This is a genomic window from Caldicellulosiruptor morganii (assembly GCF_026810225.1).
GTDB lineage: Bacteria > Bacillota > Thermoanaerobacteria > Caldicellulosiruptorales > Caldicellulosiruptoraceae > Caldicellulosiruptor > Caldicellulosiruptor morganii.
Genome location: NZ_CP113865.1, coordinates 2,074,082 through 2,093,323, shown reverse-complemented (window position 1 = coordinate 2,093,323; position 19,242 = coordinate 2,074,082). Strand labels below are relative to the sequence as shown.

General features: G+C 36.7%; 15 protein-coding genes and 1 riboswitch. Of the genes, 13 read left to right on the top strand and 2 right to left on the bottom strand.

From position 1 onward, the window contains the following. Positions 1 to 93: 93 nt before the first annotated feature. Together OTK00_RS10480 and pulA are read left to right on the top strand one after the other, a co-directional pair. Positions 94 to 270 (top strand): helix-turn-helix domain-containing protein, encoded by a 177-nt coding sequence (locus tag OTK00_RS10480; RefSeq protein WP_045168876.1) that lies wholly within the window; start codon positions 94 to 96, stop codon positions 268 to 270. Between the two features lie 338 nt (positions 271 to 608). After that, a complete protein-coding gene (gene pulA / locus OTK00_RS10475; RefSeq protein WP_045168877.1) occupies positions 609 to 4,019 on the top strand; it encodes a type I pullulanase in 3,411 nt (1,136 codons plus the stop codon). Positions 4,020 to 4,067: 48 nt separating this feature from the next. Here the strand turns inward: pulA and OTK00_RS10470 are convergent, their stop codons facing one another. Together OTK00_RS10470 and OTK00_RS10465 are read right to left on the bottom strand one after the other, a co-directional pair. Continuing rightward, a complete protein-coding gene (locus OTK00_RS10470) occupies positions 4,068 to 4,772 on the bottom strand; it encodes an endonuclease III domain-containing protein (protein ID WP_045168878.1) in 705 nt (234 codons plus the stop codon). Between the two features lie 10 nt (positions 4,773 to 4,782). Further along, positions 4,783 to 5,448 (bottom strand): hypothetical protein, encoded by a 666-nt coding sequence (locus tag OTK00_RS10465; RefSeq protein WP_045168879.1) that lies wholly within the window; start codon positions 5,446 to 5,448, stop codon positions 4,783 to 4,785. A 339-nt stretch (positions 5,449 to 5,787) separates the two neighbouring features. On the opposite strand from OTK00_RS10465, the gene OTK00_RS10460 reads away from it, so the two are divergent. The 11 genes from OTK00_RS10460 to cysS all read left to right on the top strand — a co-directional run bounded on the left by OTK00_RS10460 (position 5,788) and on the right by cysS (position 19,200). Continuing rightward, the gene (locus OTK00_RS10460; protein WP_408612660.1) at positions 5,788 to 7,059 is read left to right on the top strand and encodes an extracellular solute-binding protein; all 1,272 of its coding nucleotides are present in this window, start codon (positions 5,788 to 5,790) and stop codon (positions 7,057 to 7,059) included. A gap of 122 nt (positions 7,060 to 7,181) precedes the next feature. Then, positions 7,182 to 8,072 (top strand): carbohydrate ABC transporter permease, encoded by an 891-nt coding sequence (locus OTK00_RS10455; protein ID WP_045168881.1) that lies wholly within the window; start codon positions 7,182 to 7,184, stop codon positions 8,070 to 8,072. Positions 8,073 to 8,104: 32 nt separating this feature from the next. After that, the gene (locus tag OTK00_RS10450) at positions 8,105 to 8,932 is read left to right on the top strand and encodes a carbohydrate ABC transporter permease (protein ID WP_045168882.1); all 828 of its coding nucleotides are present in this window, start codon (positions 8,105 to 8,107) and stop codon (positions 8,930 to 8,932) included. Between the two features lie 87 nt (positions 8,933 to 9,019). Then, positions 9,020 to 10,219, top strand: coding sequence for an ROK family transcriptional regulator (locus OTK00_RS10445; RefSeq protein ID WP_045168883.1), 1,200 nt, complete (start codon positions 9,020 to 9,022; stop codon positions 10,217 to 10,219). A 28-nt stretch (positions 10,220 to 10,247) separates the two neighbouring features. Then, entirely contained in the window at positions 10,248 to 12,302 is a 2,055-nt protein-coding gene (locus OTK00_RS10440; RefSeq protein WP_052670839.1) for an endo-1,4-beta-xylanase, read from the top strand. 60 nt (positions 12,303 to 12,362) lie between these two features. Next, positions 12,363 to 12,441: riboswitch (Fluoride riboswitch) on the top strand. Between the two features lie 82 nt (positions 12,442 to 12,523). Continuing rightward, complete coding sequence (locus OTK00_RS10435; protein WP_241765526.1) at positions 12,524 to 12,925, top strand: DUF6062 family protein; 402 nt, start codon at positions 12,524 to 12,526, stop codon at positions 12,923 to 12,925. An 81-nt stretch (positions 12,926 to 13,006) separates the two neighbouring features. Beyond that, positions 13,007 to 13,153: a hypothetical protein gene (locus OTK00_RS10430; protein ID WP_272480961.1), complete on the top strand. Its 147-nt coding sequence runs from the start codon at positions 13,007 to 13,009 to the stop codon at positions 13,151 to 13,153. 106 nt (positions 13,154 to 13,259) lie between these two features. Beyond that, positions 13,260 to 14,867: an Ig-like domain-containing protein gene (locus tag OTK00_RS10425; protein WP_052670841.1), complete on the top strand. Its 1,608-nt coding sequence runs from the start codon at positions 13,260 to 13,262 to the stop codon at positions 14,865 to 14,867. Between the two features lie 772 nt (positions 14,868 to 15,639). Then, positions 15,640 to 17,097 carry a glutamate--tRNA ligase gene (gltX, locus tag OTK00_RS10420; RefSeq protein ID WP_045168884.1) on the top strand — a complete coding sequence of 486 codons (1,458 nt, stop codon included), beginning with the start codon at positions 15,640 to 15,642 and terminating at the stop codon, positions 17,095 to 17,097. A 44-nt stretch (positions 17,098 to 17,141) separates the two neighbouring features. Beyond that, positions 17,142 to 17,846 (top strand): serine O-acetyltransferase EpsC, encoded by a 705-nt coding sequence (gene epsC / locus OTK00_RS10415; RefSeq protein ID WP_045168885.1) that lies wholly within the window; start codon positions 17,142 to 17,144, stop codon positions 17,844 to 17,846. Further along, complete coding sequence (cysS, locus tag OTK00_RS10410; protein WP_045168886.1) at positions 17,803 to 19,200, top strand: cysteine--tRNA ligase; 1,398 nt, start codon at positions 17,803 to 17,805, stop codon at positions 19,198 to 19,200. The genes epsC and cysS overlap by 44 nt, the downstream gene beginning before the upstream one ends. The last annotated feature ends 42 nt before the right edge of the window (positions 19,201 to 19,242 follow it).

Sequence of the window (19,242 nt, the reverse complement as noted above, 5' to 3'; positions counted from 1 at the left end):
GTGTTATAAGATATCGAAATGGTGGTAATAATCTTATGTAAAATAGCAAAATTAAAAAAGATTTAAACTCAGTTTGGAAAGGGGAAGATGAGAATGGACACAAAAGAGATAGTGCTTCAGACACTGAAAAGCTCTGATAAGCCGTTAAAGACTCAGGATATAGTGGAAAAAACCGGGCTTGATAAAAAAGAGGTGGAAAAAGCCATAAAAGAACTTAAAAACGAAGGTTTTATAGAGTCGCCAAAGCGCTGCTATTACCAGGCAAAATGAAATATTCAAAAGGTTATTTGAACAGCCTGTTACTAAATAAACTGTTATCAAAATTAGTAAAACAGTTGCATATTGAATATGAATAAATCCCTGCTTGTGAAAAAAGCAGGGATTATTTTTTTGTGATTTATTCACAAATTTAAATCATAAAAATATGCAATCTGTAGCATATTGACAATTTTCATCAAAAATTATATAATCAAAACAAAGCTAAGCAAACATTTGCATAAATTTTTAGTCTCTCAGAGTTTTTTTATCTATTTTAATTCTTATTAAAAACTCTGTTTTATTTCAATTTTACTTCATTTATTAATCTAATTTAAGGGAGGTTTTTGTTTATGTCCAGAGTTAATTTAAGCAAACGTTTGTTACCAGTATTGATTATCCTGAGCTTTTTAGTTTCAATCATTTTGCCACTTTCAATTTTTGCTGCAGGAGAAAAAACTACGCTGATCATTCATTATTACCGCTATAACGAGGATTATCAGGGATGGAATCTATGGATTTGGCCTGTTGAGCCTGTTGGAGCAGAAGGTAAAGCATATGATTTTACAACCAAAGATGATTTTGGTGTAAAAGCAGTTGTTAAACTTCCAGGCAAAGTGACCAAAGCTGGAATTATTGTTCGAAAAGGCAACTGGGAGGCAAAAGATGTTGCGGTTGACAGATTTATCACCAACATTGATGGTACAAAGGAAGTCTGGTTGATTGAAGGAGAGGAGCAAATCTACACATCCCAGCCACAGAAAACCCCCAAAATGACGGCTTTTATTGACGGGCTTAACACAATTGTTGTGAAACTTGCAAAGAAGGCAGACATCTTTTCAAATAATAAAACTCAAGGTTTTCAGGTTACAGCATTTCATGATGAAATTGCAATCAAAAAAGTTGAGCCTGTTTTGCCAAAGGTGAACAAGAATTTCAAACCAGAAGATGTCGGTTATGAGCTGATTGATGGTGGCACAAAAGTTAGATTTATATTAAAACCCGGAGCAGGTGATTTTAAGTTTACTGATACCTCTGGAAAGCTTGATGTTTATGTTTCGGGTACAATGAACCACTGGGGTGGTACAGCTTCAGCAGAAGGTAAATATAAGCCACTTCCAGCATGGAAAATGACATGGAATGCACAGAAAGGTTATTATGAACTTGTAAAAGACCTTGGTAAAGATGGTGTTGTAATTGGTGCAAAATTCAAATTTACATCATGGGATGGTTCTTCTGCTACCTGGTATCCGGATGGAATGGGCAATGATAAGGTGATTGAGGAGCTCTATACAGGCAATGAAAAGATTACAAAAGTAGATACTTTTAAAATAACAACAGAGGAAGAGCTTGAGCCTCAGGTTCCGTATGTAGTATCAAAAGATGGCTTCAAACCTGCAATTGCTCAGGCAAGAAATATACTGGACAATCCAAAATATTACTACAAAGGTAATGACCTTGGTTGCACCTATACAAAGACATACTCAACATTCAGACTCTGGGCGCCAACAGCAATTGGAGTTGTATTGAGACTTTATGATGATTATAAAACCACAAAATATAAAGAGTATGATATGGAGCAGTCTGCAAATGGAACATGGTACCTTAAGATACCGGGCGATTTGAAAGGAAAATATTATCAGTATGAGGTATGGCTTGCTTCAAATTCTCTGACAGACGATACAATTAGGAAGAATGTGGTTCCGGATCCTTACTCAAAGGCAACTTCTGCAAATTCCGAAAGAACACTTATATTTGATCCGAAAGATACAAATCCTGCTGGATGGGAGAAAGATACATTTGTCAAGCTTGCAAACCAGGAAGATGCAATAATCTATGAGACACACGTGAGAGATTTTACAATAGATGAGTCAAGTGGTGTAAGACCTGAATACAGAGGTAAGTATCTTGGATTTACTCAAACAGGGACAAAGGGACCAAATGGTGTAAAGACAGGAATAGACCATTTGAAAGAGCTTGGTATAACACATGTGCATCTTCTTCCAACATACGACTTCGGTTCAATTGATGAGACGAAGCCAAATTCTGGCTATAACTGGGGATATGATCCTGTTTTATATCAGAATGTTGAAGGTTCATATGCAACAAATCCAAATACAATTGCAAGGATTAAAGAGTACAAACAGATGGTAATGGCTCTGCACAAAGCGGGAATTGGCGTTATTCAGGATGTTGTATTTAACCACACCTTCCAGATAGGTGATGCAAAGCTTTCGATTTTTGACAAGATAGTGCCCGGGTATTTTTACAGAAAGGACAAAGATGGTAATTATTCTAACGGTTCTGGCTGTGGAAATGAGCTTGCAACCGAAAAACCAATGGTAAGAAAGTTTATAATTGATACTCTGACCTATTTGACAAAGGAATACCACATAGATGGTTACAGATTTGACCTGATGGCTGCAATAGACAGAATTACAATGGCAAAGGCGCAGGAAGAAATAAGAAAAATAAACCCATCAGCAGTCATCTATGGAGAAGGTTGGCTTGCCGGTGCAACAACACTTGAAAGCTTGCTCAGAATGGAGATTGGTTCTTTTAACCAGGCAGGTCTTCATATAGGATTTTTCAATGATAGAATCAGAGAGGCAATCAGAGGAAATCTGGACAATGAGTCCAAAGGCTTTATGCAGGGCAACTACTCTTACAGGCTTGAGGATTTAAAACGAGGCATTCAGGGAGGACTTGGAGATTTTGCTACCGACCCTGATGAATGTATCAACTATGTTTCAGCGCATCACAATTTAACACTGTGGGACAAACTTCAAAAGAGTGTTCCAAACGAACCGGATTATATAAAAGACAAAATGGGCAGACTTGCTAATGCAATTGTTTTAACAGCACAGGGTGTGCCTTTCCTGCACGGTGGTGTTGAGTTCAATAGAACAAAATATATGAATTCTAATTCATACAATGCAGGTGATAAGGTTAATAAGTACAACTGGAACCTTAAAGCAAAATGGTATAACACATTCAAGTACTATCAGGGTCTGATTGCGCTGAGGAAAGCTCACCCGGCTTTCAGAATGACAACTGCACAGGATATAAAGAATTATCTGGCATTTATTCCAACACCTAAAGGAACACTGGGATACAGACTGACATACCCAAAAGATACATGGAAGGATATTGTGGTTGTTTACAACTCAACAAAAAAGGCACAGGAGATAACTTTGCCAGAGGGCAACTGGGTTGTTGTTGCAAACGGTGATGAAGTAGGGACAGTGCCCATAAAGAACTATTCAAACTTTGTTTCGGGCAAGGCTGTTGTTGCACCAATTTCAATGTTTGTTGCTTACAAGAGCGCAGAATTCCCTCAGGGCTTTACAAAAGTAACCGGCAAAGATCCTGAATCAATTGCAGCATCTGCTACTGTAGCAGCACCAAAAGTTTATGGCAATGGTAATGTTGAAGTTACATTTAAAGTCAAAGTTCCAGCAGGGACTGACGACGATGTAATATACCTGGCAGGTTCTTTTGGCAAAGCCGGGCTTGCTGATTGGAACCCGGGTGACAAAGATGGTGCAATAGAGCTTGTAAGAATGCAGGATGGCACATACAGCGTGACTGTAAAACTCAATGCAGGCGAGACATTCGAATACAAATACACAAGAGGCAGCTGGGATACAGTTGAAAAAGGTGCTAACAAGGAAGAAATATCAAATAGAAAGCTTACAGTCAAAGATGAAGGCAATGGTAAGATGACTGTATCTGATACTGTTTTGAACTGGGCTGATAGATAAGTGAATACCGCTATTTTATATACTGTTTTATAAAAGAGGCTGGGACTTTTATTTATAAGTTCCAGCCCCACACATTTCGTTTAAACAGCACTTTTTGCATTCGGGTTTTTTATTCCTGCAGATCTCTTTACAGTGTTTTACGATAAGTGCATGAAATTCATTGAATAAAGATGTTCGAGGTTCTAAATTTTCCATAAAAATAGATTGTAGCTGGTTGTACTCAATCTTTTCACTTTCAATCAAACCAAGTCTGTAAAAAAGCCTTTTTGTGTACGCATCAACAACAAAAATGGGCTTTTGTGCTCCGTAGAGTATTATGCTGTCAGCAGTTTCAAATCCTATGCCTTTTTGTGAAAGAAGTTTTTTTCTAAGTTCAAAAATGTCAAGGCTGAAGAGTTTATTCAAATCAGAGTCAAACTCGTTTTTCAAAAAATTACAAAAATCTTTTAATCGTCTGGCTTTCTGGTTGTAATAGCCAGCTGGTCTTATAAGATTTGCCAAAACTTCATCGGGAGTTTGCAAAATCCCTTCAATTGTCAAAGCATTGGCTTTTTTAAGATTCAAAATGGCTTTTTCAACCGAACTCCATGAAGTACTTTGGGCTAAAATTGCACCCACCACCATTTCGAACTTTGTCTCTGCTGGCCACCAGTTTTGAGGTCCCCAGAATTCAAATAGTTTTTGAAAGATATTATAAAGTTTATAAGAGAAATTTTCATCTTTTGAGCAAAAAGAACCGCTATTGAAACTCATGTGTGTAGTTTTACTCTTCTCCTTTCTTTATGATGCTGAATTTATAAACAGATTTTAAAAATACGTTGAAAAAGTCGTTTGAATGATCACCTTTTATTATTGAGAGCAACGAATACTCTTCTGGAGATTTACTCCTGTCAACGTAAATGGTTATGACTATCATTTCACCTTCTATGGAAGAAGAGTTTTTGGCTTTTGCAATCTGATTGGCAGAATAAAACATAACAGCAGCGTTTATGTATTTTGAACCCAAATCAATCTTCTGGATATAGATATCATAAAGACCCGGCTCAAAAATATTTGACTGAAGTATTTGGCTTTTTATAAATTTTATAACAGGATTATAATATTTCATTTCAGAAGGTGATACCCTGTTTTTGTAATAAATCTTTGTTGAAGAACTTCCATCGTTATTTTTGCCATTTACAACATATATAGCATCTGTGACTTTTTCAAGGTAAGTTATATTGTATACAGCTGAATATGAGCTATTGGATTGTGCGCTGCTGTTTTGAGTGTCTTCTTTCTTTGCAGATGTAATATAATACTGCCTTTGAATATTTGAAGAATTTGAATTTTCAGGCTTCTGTGAATTATTCAATATTGACCAGATGATATACATTGGAACAAGCAAGAAAGCCAGGACTGTAAACAATTTGACAATTGTTTTATTCATTCTTCAAAAACCTCTGCTTCTATGAAATATACTTAATTAAATTATAAAGCATCTTCTCAGAAAAATCAGCAAATTAAATCAAAAAATACTTTGAAAATATTTGTTAAATACTACAAACAAATTCTTTAAAAATCAGCATGTTATATAAACAATATTGCACAGTTTTTATAATCAAAAACTGTAGTTTTATATACAAAATATGCAATTTTGATAAAAAGTCGAGAAGGAAAAATAAAAAAATTAGAGAATTAATATAATTAGTTTATTTAATAAACAAACTAAGAAGGAGTGATTTTTGTGAAAGGTCTCAAAAGAAGCGTTGCGCTGTTGTTAAGTTTGATCTCTGTTTTGAGCTTTTGTTTAGCTTCTGTGGTGATTTATTCTGACAGGGCATACAGTGCTTCGGGTGCTACCAAGAAGATCGTATTCTGGCACATTACAACCGACGAAGTTGGAAAGAAGATGATCCAGAATCAGGTGAACAGATTTTTGAAAGCGCATCCGGATTTTAAAGTAGAGGTTGTACCTCTTCAGAATGACTCTTTCAAAACAAAGTTAAAAATTGCGATGGGGTCCAATCAGGCACCTGACGTATTTGTCACATGGGGTGGCGGTCCTTTCTTCGAATATGTTAGAGCAGGCAAAGTAAAGGATATTACAGCTTATATGAATGAAAACAACTACAAAAACAGGTTTGTTGAGGCTGCCTTCGGCCCAATTACTTACAACAAAAAGATTTGGGCAGTGCCGGTTGAAGGTGCTGGTGTTTCACTTGTATGGTACAACAAAGAGATATTCAAGAAATACAATTTGAAAGTTCCAACAACATATGATGAATTTCTGAATATTGTAAAAACATTGAAATCCAAAGGAATAATTCCTATCACACTTGCAAACAAAACAAAATGGCCGGGCTGTTTCTGGTATTGGAATCTTGTAAATAAATTGGGCGGAGCTTCTGCATTTGAAAAGGCAGCTGAAAGAACAGGTGGAAGCTTTGCTGACCAGCCATTCATAAAAGCAGGAGAGATGCTTCAGGAACTTGTTAAGATGGGAGCATTCCCGAAAGGATTTAATGGTCTTGACTGGGACACAGGACAATCAAGAATGCTTTTGTATACAGGCAAAGCTGCAATGGAGCTTATGGGAACATGGCAAATACCAATAGTTAAAGCTGAAAAGAAGGAATTCTATGAGAAAAAACTTGACTTCTTCCCGTTCCCGAATATTAAAGGTGGCAAAGGTGATCCAACAAGCCTGGTAGGTATGGCATCGTCTAACTACTATGCTGTTACAACATCTTGCAAATATCCAAAAGAGGCATTCAACATGATTCAGTACTTGATTGATGATCAGGCTGTAAAGGAAAGAATTGATTACGGTCAAATTCCACCTGTAAAAGGTTTGAAGTTCACTGATCCTATGCTTCAAAAAGTATACAATATAGTAACCAAAGCAAAAACTATTCAGCTCTGGTGGGATCAGTATTTACCACCACAACTTGCAGAAACACACAAAGACATTGTACAATCTCTCTTTGGTTTAACAATTACGCCAAAAGCTGCTGCTGAAAAGATGGAGAAGGCTGCGAAGGATTATTTTAAGAAATAATTAAAAATTTAACTTAGCCAAGCTAAAAATAATGTGGATTGGTATTGGCCGAAAGTTTGCTGTGGCTAATACCAATTCACTTTTTATAATGAGAATTTGCATCAGAAGGGGGAAAGAGAGAGTTGCAAAGAGATAAATCTGCAAAACTGCTACAAAATTTAGGGCTTGCGTTGTTTTTGGCTCCTGCTTTGATACTGATTGGTATATACATCATATGGCCGATAATAATGTCTTTTGATTTGAGTTTGTATGAATGGGATGGGGTATCACCTCAGAAGTTGTATCTGGGGCTGAAGAACTGGAAGGATCTTTTGGTGGACAGCATATTTTGGCATGCTTTTGGCAATAACATAAAGTTTATATTTTTGTCAATTATAATTGAAATGCCAATTGCGATACTGATTGCTGTTTTACTTGATAGAGGTGGCAAAAGATTTGACGCGTTTAAATCTCTTTTTTATCTTCCAATGCTAATGTCATCTGTTGCTATTGGTGTGCTGTTCAAGTATATTTATGACCCAAATTTTGGACTTATAAGTGGAATACTCAGTTTTTTGCATCTTGATTCTTTGAATCAAGATTGGCTTGGCGATCCCAATGTAGCTTTTTATTCAGTGGTTGCTGTTATATGCTGGCAATATATACCTTTTTATATGATATTTTTCATAGCAGCTCTGTCAAATATACCTCAGGAACTCTATGAGGCTGCAAAGATAGATGGTGCAACACAGCAACAGTATTTCTGGAGAATAGAACTTCCTCTTTTAACACCTTCCATAAAAACGGCCTGTATTTTGTCTCTAATTGGTTCATTAAAATATTTTGATTTGATTTACGTTATGACAGAAGGCGGTCCTTCAAATGCAACAGAATTAATGGCTACATATATGTACAAAAATGCTTTCGCGTCATTCAAGATGGGATATGGAAGCACTATAGCATCTGCCATGTTTCTTATAATTACAACTGCCGGCATATTTGCTTATTTTGTAACAAGACGCAAGGAAGAATAGCTTTTGCATTCTGTAAGGGGGTTAGAAATTCAATGAATTTCATAAAGGAGACAAAAAAATGGTATTTTATATTTCTGGCAGTATGGACATTAATTGCAGATGTTCCATTTTTGTTTATGCTGTTTACTTCATTTAAAACACAGTCAGAACTTTTATCTGGCAACACATGGCAAATACCAAGACAACCAACTATAGAGAATTTTTCAACCGTGTTGGAGGGTAATTTTTTTACTTATTTAAAAAACAGTGTAATAGCGGTCTCTATATCGGTTGTTCTGATTTTAATAATATCTTCAATGGCTGCTTTTGCTTTTTCCAGGTTTAAGTTTGCTCTTAACAATCTACTGTATTCGCTTATAATTGCAGGCATGGCAATACCTATTCATGTAACTTTAATACCAATTTATGTATTAACAAACAAGATTAAGCTTTACGATACGGTATTTGCTTTGATTGGTCCATATGTTGCACTCAGTTTACCAATGTCAATTTTTATATTAACCGAGTTTATGCGTGAAATACCTCTTGAACTCGAAGAAGCTGCTAAAATAGACGGTTGTTCAATGTTCAGGTTATATTCTGATATTTTATTACCCTTATCAGCACCAGCTTTGATAACTGTTGGTATTTACAATGGAACATATCTCTGGAATGAATTTGTGTTTGCACTTGTTTTGACAAGTTCACCGACAAGAAGAACTTTACCGCTTGGCATTTGGGACTTTCAGGCAAGATACGGCTCTGACATTCCTGCCATAATGGCATTTTTGACGTTATCACTTTTGCCAATGCTAATTGCATACATCTTTGGTCAGGACAAGATTATAAAGGGTATGATGGCAGGAGCTGTTAAGGGTTAAACCAGTGGTTTGAGGGTATTTCATTGTTTGAGGATTTTACATTATAATATTTTTCAAACAACAATTAGAATAAAGGATAAAGGGAAGATGGGAAATCACGCATTAATTAAGCAAATCAACAAGCTGTTGATTTTAAAAACAATATTGGATCATAGAACAATTTCGAGAGCTAAAATTTCAAGACTTGTAGATTTAAATAAAGCAACTGTATCAAATCTTACTGATGAGCTCATAAAAGAGGGATTTGTGATAGAAAAAGGATACGGGCATTCAAAAGGTGGAAGAAGGCCGGTCTTACTTGAAGTTAACAAAAATGTGGGGCTCATCATAGGGATTGACCTTGGTGTTAACTATATTCATTTGATTTTGACAAATTTTATTGGTGAGATTATCTGGGAAAGAAATATGGCTATCAAACTTGGTGAAAAACAGGAAAAGATTCTGGAAAGCCTTTTTATGATAATTGAAGAAGCAATAAAAGCTGCTCCACCAACACAAAAGGGAATACTTGGAATAGGGATAGGAGTTCCAGGTATTGTTGAAAAAAACTCCGGAACTGTGCTTTTAGCACCAAATTTGAAATGGCAGGATGTACCTTTGAAAAGGATGGTTGAAAGCAGGTTTGGGCTTCCAGTATATATAGACAATGAAGCAAACGCAGGTGCTTTGGGCGAAAAATGGTTTGGTGGATGGGGAGATGTTTCCCACCTTTTATATGTAAGTGTTGGCATAGGTATTGGTGCCGGGATTGTAATTGGTGAAGAGGTTTACAGAGGTGCAAAGGGGTTTGCTGGAGAAGTTGGACATATGACAATTGATTTTAACGATGATGTATGCAGCTGTGGTAATGTCGGGTGCTTAGAGAACTTTGCATCAGAAAGGGCTCTTTTGAGTCTTATAAAGACACTTGTGGAAAGTGGAGTAGAAGATGAATATATAAACAGGGATACGGTTGAAGAGATGGATGCAGGTTATATAATCCAGTCTGCCTTGCAAAGAAGCAGAGTAGCTATGAATGCTATCACAGATATTGCTAATAAGCTTGGTATAGGTATTGCCAATTTGGTCAATATATTTAATCCTGATATAGTTGTAATAGGCAATAAAGCATCATTTATGGGTGATTTGTTTTTAGAAGAGCTGAGAAGAATTGTATATAAAAGAGCATTTATAACCCAGTACCATCATGTAAGAGTTGAAGTTTCAAAGCTAAAAGACAGAGCCTGTGTACTGGGATGTGTTGCAATGGTGATTTCTGATATGCTTGCATTCCCTGATTATGTATAAGAAAAGTTTTAAAAGGAGTGTTTATTTGATGATGAGAAGCCTGAAAAGTCGGAAGCTGGTTTTTATTCTTGCCATGCTGTTTTTAATAAACGCCATAGTATCATTGAAATTTATAACTTATTCATCTGCAAACCAATTGGCTTCCAAAAGTAAATACATTGAATACAATTTTGAAAACAAAAGTGTCTCTCCACTTGCAAAATATCCATCCAATGTTGTATTAAAGGTTACAAATTCTACTTGTGCAGAGGGGACGTTTTCGGTTCTGGTAGCAGGAAGAAAAAATGCAAATGACGGAGTTATAGTTGATATTACAAAGTTTTTAGACTTCTCAAGAGAGTATGAAGTTTCTTTTTATGTTTTACAAACCACAAAAAAACTTCAAAGAATTTCTGTAACCTTAGAAATTTTAGATTCAAATGATAAAAATCAGGTTATTGCTGCTGAAAAGGTGCTTTTGCCAAACATATGGACAAAGGTGAGTGCAAAAGTTCAGGCTTCAAATTATAAAAAGGCAAAGAGGATCAATTTGATTGTTAACATGCCAACAAGCAAAAGCGACTCATTTTACATTGACCTGTTTACAATAAAGGACTTGGAAAATGCTTATGTTCTCAAACAGGAGAATTTCGAAAACAAAAATACTGGCGGTTTTTTGCCTGAAGATAAAAACTGCAAAATAACACTTGCAAAGGATAGAGCTTACAGCAGCGCTTACAGTCTCAAAGTTCAGCCATCTCAAAAGACCAAGAATGGGAAGATTCTCTTTCCAATAAAGGGCCTGCTGCAAAAGGGAGGGACATATGATTTTTCACTGCTTGTTTACCAGGACAGTTCAAAGCCTGTTAATTTTTCAGCAGGCATAAAGCTAAACGATGGAAAATCGACAAAAGAGATTGTTTTGGCAAAACAGAATGTTGCACCCAAAAAGTGGACGCAGCTTTTTGCAACTCTTGATCTTGACACCAGGTTTTCTGCAAAAGATGTTAGCTTTTTTGTAAAGCCAGCTGCTGCAATCTCCTATTATTTGGACCTTTATTCAATCTCAGATGAAAATTGGGGGCAGCCTGTGCCTGATTATAATCTGCCATCACTTTGTGAAAAGTACAAAAACTATTTCAAGATTGGAGTTGCTGTGCCCTACAGGGCTCTGACAAATCCAGTTGATGTGGAAGTGATAAAAAGGCATTTCAACAGCATAACACCGGAGAACGAAATGAAACCAGAGAGCCTTCAGCCCTATGAAGGTGGTTTTAGCTTTAGCATTGCAGATGAGTATGTAGATTTTTGCAAAAAGAACAATATCTCGCTGCGAGGGCACACCCTTGTTTGGCATCAGCAAACCCCGAGCTGGTTCTTTACAAATCCTGAAACAGGCGAAAAACTTACTAACAGTGAGAAGGACAAGAAAATACTATTGGATAGGCTAAAGAAGCATATCCAGATAGTTGTTGGCAGGTATAAGGGGAAAGTATATGCATGGGACGTTGTGAATGAGGCGATTGATGAGAATCAGCCGGATGGGTATAGAAGAAGTGACTGGTACAATATCTTGGGACCGGAGTACATTGAAAAGGCATTTATCTGGGCGCATGAAGCAGACCCGAAAGCAAAGCTTTTCTACAATGACTACAGTACAGAAGACCCATACAAGAGAGAATTTATATACAAACTAATTAAAAATTTAAAAGCAAAAGGTGTGCCAGTTCATGGTGTTGGGCTTCAGTGCCATATTTCACTTGACTGGCCGGATGTGAGTGAAATTGAGGAGACTGTCAAATTATTTAGCAGGATTCCAGGACTTGAAATACACTTCACAGAAATTGATATAAGTATTGCTAAAAACATGACCGATGATGATGCATACAATCGCTATCTTTTGGTTCAGCAGGCACAAAAATTAAAAGCAATTTTTGACGTTTTGAAAAAGTACAGAAATGTAGTTACAAGTGTTACATTCTGGGGACTGAAGGATGATTACTCATGGCTACGGGGAGATATGCCACTTTTGTTCGACAAAGACTACCAGCCAAAGTTTGCGTTCTGGAGCTTGATTGACCCATCAGTTGTCCCAAAAGAGTAATAAAACTAATTATTGACTAAAATATCAAAACTTCATATAATAAAATTGAAAGAAAAAAGTGAATATAGAGGCGATGGAGTTCGCCTAAAAATGCCACGGCAATAGAAAATGGCTTGTGGCTGATAACTCCTGTCCGTATTTAAAAAGATGCGGGCAGGAGTTTTTTGCTTTTAATAAGCTCTTATTTTTGAGTACTCTGGGGGGGATTGACCTTGGACATAGTGTATTTTGAGATGATAGAAAACTTCAAAGAAGACAGGTGCATTGTATGCCATCTTAAAAACAGGGCAATGGATAAGTTTTTTGATGATTTTCTGTATGAATCAGTAAACGACTACAGCTTACGTGACAGAATAAGAAAGGGTGGAATTTGTCCAGGGCATGCAAGAAAGTTGGAGTCGTTTGGAGATGTGCTTGCCCATGCCATTATATATTCGGATTTGCTTAGAAGTTTTAAAAACAACCACCATATTGAGATATTGCCTCGCAAAAAGAAAGCTCAAGGACAAAATATCTGCGTCTTTTGTGAAAAAGAACAGAGCTTTGAAGACACCTACACAAGAGCGTTTTCCTACTTTTTTGCCACTTCACCTCAATTTAAATCTGCATTTGCTAAGTGTTAATAATAAAATTATCAGAAATGAAATTGAAAAATCCCCATTAGCTACTTAAAATGAAACTTTCTGTAGTGTAGAATGGAAAGTATGAAAAAACTACAGAAGGAGAAGCTGAAGGCTTTGAAATTATCTGGAATAATAAAAAGTTTTAATTTAAGGATGAAGAAAGCTATTAAAAATAACTACACTTATCAAGAGTTTTTTGAGATATTAATAAAGGTATTGATAAAATGATAAATATTGACATCTTTATTAACAAGCTATAATATAGAAGTTAATGGGAAGTATAAGTAAGCTTAATCTTCTAACATAATACAACAAAGCAAAAAGGAGGGTTAATATGAAACCTAAAAATTTACGCTTAATTTCATTTTTTATTTTAACACTATTTTTATTCCAACTAATATTTGCAACACCAATAATGAGGGTTAAAGCACAGACAAATAATGGAATTGCCGTAGTTTATAAAAGTTTTGGTGGGAAAAAGTGGGATCAGTTTTTTGGAGTATCAGTAACACCAGATGGGGGATGTATAGCAGTAGGGAGCTCTAATTCTGCCGATAGAGATATGGCAGGGTTAAATAAAGGTGATTTTGACGCAATAATAGTGAGATATGATTCAAAAGGAAATATAAAATGGAAGAAGGGTTTTGGTGGAAGTGGGTTAGATAAATTTGAAGGAGTAGCAGTAACACCAGATGGAGGATGTATAGCAGTGGGGGCTTCAAGCTCTTCCGATGGAGATATGGCAGGGTTAAATAAAGATGATTTTGACGCAATAGTAGTGAAATATGATTCGAAGGGAAATATAAAATGGAAGAAGAGTTTTGGTGGAGATAGTTTGGATCAATTCTTTGGAGTAGCAATAACGCCAGATGGAGGATGTATAGCAGTAGGATTTTCAGCGTCTGATGATGAAGATATGTTAGGGTTAAGTAAAGGTGATAGTGACGCAATAATAGTAAAATATAACAAAGAAGGAAAATTAGAATGGAAGAAGAGTTTTGGTGGAAGTAACAGAGATTTTTTTAATGAAGTAGCAGTAACACCAGATGGAGGATGTATAGCGGTAGGATATTCAGAATCTAACGATAGAGATATGGCAGGTTTAAGTAAAGGTGATATCGATGCAATAATAGTAAAATATAACAAAGAAGGGAAAATAAAATGGAAGAAAAGTTTTGGTGGAAGTAAGGTGGATTATTTTTTTGGAGTATCAGTAACACCAGATGGGGGATGTATAGCAGTGGGGAGCTCTAATTCTGCCGATGGAGATATGGTAGGGTTAAATAAAGATGATTTTGACGCAATAATAGTGAGATATGATTCAAAAGGAAATATAAAATGGAAGAAGGGTTTTGGTGGAAGTAAGGTGGATTATTTTTGTGGAGTAGCAGTAACACCAGATAGAGGATGTACAGCAGTAGGGTTTTCAACGTCTGATGGTGGAGATATGACAGGGTTAAATAAAGGTGATAGTGATGCAATGATAGTAAAATATAACATAGAAGGAAAAATGGAATGGAAGAAAAGTTTTGGTGGAAGCAGTGGTGATTATTTCAATGAAGTAGCAATAACACCAGACGGAGGATATATAGCAGTAGGGTATTCATATTCTAATGATGGAGACATGGCAGGGTTAAACAAAGGTGATAGGGATGCAATAATAGTGAAAATATCAAAACAAATAAAAGTAATAAAAGTGAATGGAGTAAAACTAAATAAAACAAATATAACACTCAAAGAAGGAGCAAAAGATAAACTAATTGCAACAGTTATTCCAAGTAATGCAACAAACAGAGGAGTAACATGGACATCAAGTAATTCAAAGGTTGTAAAAGTTGATTCTAATGGAAACTTAACAGCATTAGATAAAGGAACAGCAACAATAACAGTTAGGACAGTAGATGGTGGCTATAAAGCAACTTGTAAAGTTGTAGTGAAATAATAATTTTAAGATTAGGGTTTTAATAGTGTGGATATAGTAGCTTATCAAAATAAATGTCAGATGCTTAATTTAAATTTAGGCCTTATATGGCCTTTTTTTATTTTATTGTGAGGACATTCCCTACATTAGTTTTTGCTTATCGCAATTTAAGACGAGCAACCTATGTTATTAATTTTAGCTCCAAACCTTCTAAAATGCTTTTAGAGCGATTTTTTTGAACAAATTGACCTAACTAATTATGAGGGGGGTTACAAAAGTTTTACCAGATGCTTCCCAAAATCAGTTAAGTACTGAGAATTATTTTTTTTGAGCACAGGTAGGGAAAAGTAATATCAAAAGTGTAGAAAGGTATTTACAATAATAGAGAATAAAAGAAAAAATTACTATTAAAACATTTACATCAACTACACAGCTGATGAGGTAAAAGCATGTTACATAATTGTTGAGTTTGTTGCAGGTACGCAGTAGTTTACTATCAGACACGCAAATTTTCTGAGAAGGTAATAAAATGAGGCAGCTTTTCATGCTTTCTTCACAGTATTCAGTTATTAAAGTTTATTGTAAATTTATACGTTACCATTTATGGGGCTAAAGTATCTTCTCCTGAGCCTTTTCTAATATTCACCTCTTTTATTTTTTGATTGACTACAGATTTTTCAAAGTTTATACTTTAAAAAAGAGAAGATGTTTTTAATTCACATTCCAAGGTAAAATAAATGACTTGTTAAGATAGAAAATAACTCATAAAATTCAAAAGAGGGGACTGAACAAAGTGGAAGTAAGAACAAGATTTGCGCCAAGTCCAACAGGGCACCTTCACATTGGCGGTGCAAGAACAGCTCTGTTTAATTACCTTTTTGCAAAAAAACACGGCGGAAAGTTTATAGTAAGGATAGAAGACACAGACTTGGAAAGATCGTCTATTGAGTCCGAAAAGGTTATTTTGGAGAGTTTAAGATGGCTTGGGATTGAATGGGACGAAGGCGTTGAAGTGGGCGGTCCATATGGACCATACCGCTCAACAGAAAGAGTAGATATCTACAAAAAGTATGTTGACATTCTATTTGAGAAAGGATACGCATATCATTGCTACTGCACAGAAGAAGAGCTGGAATATCAGCGACAGCAGCTTCTAAGTCAGGGAAAAATGCCAAGATACACCGGAAAGTGCAGGAATCTTACAGATGCAGAAAAGAGAAAACTCGAGGCAGAGGGTAGAAAACCAGCTGTTCGTTTCAAAGTGCTAGAAGGTGTGAAAATAGTTGTTCATGATCTGGTAAGGGGTGATGTTGAGTTTTTAAGCGATGACATTGGCGATTTTGTGATTGTCAAGTCTGATGGAATTCCAACATATAACTTTGCGGTTGTTATAGATGACCATTTGATGAAGATTTCGCATGTTATAAGGGGTGAAGAGCATCTTTCAAACACACCGCGCCAGATTTTAATTTACAACGCACTCGGGTTTGATCTGCCGCAGTTTGCACATGTATCTTTGATTTTGGGAAAAGACAGAACAAAGATGTCCAAGCGCCATGGTTCAACCTGGGTTGAGCAGTACAGAGAGAAGGGGTATTTGAAAGAAGGACTTATAAACTTTCTTGCTCTTCTTGGCTGGTCGCCGGAAGAGAATATAGAGATATTTGACATGCAGTATCTTATTGAAAACTTTTCACTTGAGAGGGTTTCAAAAAACCCTGCAATATTTGACCTTGACAAACTAAACTATATAAACTCTCAGCATATAAAGCAAAAATCCCTGGATGAACTAACAATGCTTAGTATCCCCTACCTTGTTGAGGCGGGGTATATCAAAGAAACTGAGGCAAAAGAAAAGTTTGAGTGGCTGAAAAAGATTGTAAAATCTGTGTATGAAGGGCTTGATTATCTTGCGCAGATTAAAGATAAAGTTGATATCTTTTTTAACAATGAAGTTAAAATAGAAGATAATGATGCAAAAGAGGTCTTGAAGTGGGAGCATGTAAAGCATTTGATTGACGTCTTTGAAAGTAAAATAAAAGAAGCCGGGGAGTTGACGGTTGATACCATCAAAGCTCTTTTCAAAGAGATACAAAAAGAAACAGGGTATAAAGGCAAAAATTTGTTCATGCCGATAAGAGTTGCACTGACAGGTAAAACCCACGGCCCTGAGCTTGTTGAAATAATAGAAATTCTGGGCAAAGAAAACATACTAAAACGATTGGAATTCTTCAAAACGTGGTATAATTAGATTAGATTTATTTTGAGCCTTTTTAGAAGGAGTTAAGAAAGAGTATGTTTAGATTCATCAGGATGATAAAAGAAGAGATGGATGTAATTATGGAAAAAGACCCTGCTTGCAAAAGCAGGCTTGAGACCCTTTTGTACCCCAGCCTTTGGGCAATAATTTATCACAGGATTGCTCACTGGTTTTATCAAAGAAGGATGTACTTTATTGCCCGCTGGATTTCTCAGCGGGCACGGCACAAAACAGGAATTGAAATACACCCAGGTGCAAAAATTGGCAGGCGTGTATTTATCGACCATGGCATGGGTGTTGTTATTGGTGAGACAGCTGAGATTGGCGATGATGTGCTGATTTATCAGGGTGTCACACTGGGGGGGACAGGTAAGGAAAAGGGCAAACGCCATCCTACAATTGGCAACAATGTCTTAATTGGTGCTGGTGCAAAGGTTTTGGGACCTTTTAAGGTGGGGGACAATACAAAAATTGGTGCAAATGCAGTTGTTCTTCGTGAGGTTGAAGACAACTCAACTGTTGTTGGTGTGCCGGGAAGGGTTGTCAGAAAAGAAAAAAAGGAAAAACCATCTGTTGAAGAGCAGCTTGACCAGGTGGGATTTCCCGACCCGCTTGCAATGCAGATTTGCAGGCTCGAAGCAAAAATAGAAGCCTTAGAGAAAAAACTTGCCGAGTATGAAAGGAGATTAATGGAGTATGAAGCTTTACAACACTCTGACAATGACAAAAGAGGAATTTGAACCCTTGGAGCAAGGCAAAGTGAAGATGTATGTGTGTGGACCGACGGTGTATGACTTTATTCACATTGGCAATGCAAGACCTTTGATCGTGTTTGACACGCTGAGGAGATATTTTGAGTACAAAGGCTATGAGGTTTTGTACATCCAGAACTTTACTGATATTGAAGACAAGATGATAAACAGGGCAAACAAAGAGGGGATAACCGTTTTTGAGCTTGCTGAAAGGTTTATAAACGAGTATTATAAAGACGCAGACAGGCTAAATGTAAGGCGCGCAACCAGAAATCCAAGAGCAACAGAAGAGATTGAAGATATGATAAACCTTATTCAAAGGCTTTTAGACAGAGGATATGCATATGTTGTTGATGGAGATGTGTATTTTAGAACAAGAAAATTTGCAGAGTACGGAAAGCTTTCTCACAAGAACATTGAAGAGCTGATAGCCGGTGCGCGTGTTGACCCGGGCGAGAAGAAAGAGGACCCGCTTGACTTTGCTCTGTGGAAGGCAAAAAAACAAGGTGAGCCGGCTTGGATCTCACCCTGGGGCGAGGGCAGACCCGGCTGGCATATAGAGTGTTCTGTTATGGCAATGAAATACCTTGGTGAGACTATAGACATTCACGCAGGCGGGCAGGATTTGATCTTTCCTCATCATGAAAATGAGATTGCCCAAAGTGAGGCAGCAACAGGAAAACCATTTGCACGTTTCTGGCTTCACAACGGGTATGTGAACATAAACAATGAAAAGATGTCAAAGTCGCTGGGGAACTTCTTTACTGTAAGAGAAATCATTGAAAAGTACCATCCAGAGGCACTGAGGCTTTTTATGCTCCAGGCTCATTACAGAAAGCCTCTGAACTTTTCTATTGATTTGATTCAGCAGGCAGAAAGTGCCTTGAAGAGAATCTACACATGTTATGAAAACCTTGAGAACCTGATCAAAAATGGAACAATGTCAGACAGCAGCGACAAAGAACTTCAAGCTTCCTTGGAAATTCTTAAGGCAAGGTTTATAGAGGCAATGGAAGATGACCTCAACACTGCCGAGGCAACCGGGTATCTTTTTGAGATGGTAAGGGAAATCAATACACACGCAAATACATGTTCAAAAGAAGTGCTTATTTTTGCAAAAGACATTTTAAAAGAGCTTTGCAGCATTTTGGGAATCTTAGAGCAGTATGAAGAGAAAAAGGATGAAATTCCACCTGAGATTTTAGAACTTGTTGAAAAGCGAAATGAGGCAAGAAAAGCCAAAAACTTTCTTGAGGCAGACAGGATAAGAGATGAGCTAAAAAGCTTGGGCTATATAGTTTTGGACACACCGCAGGGGACAAAGGTTGAGAGGGTAAAATAAACGAACAAAAGGGGCTGTTCACTTTGTATGTGACAGGCCCCT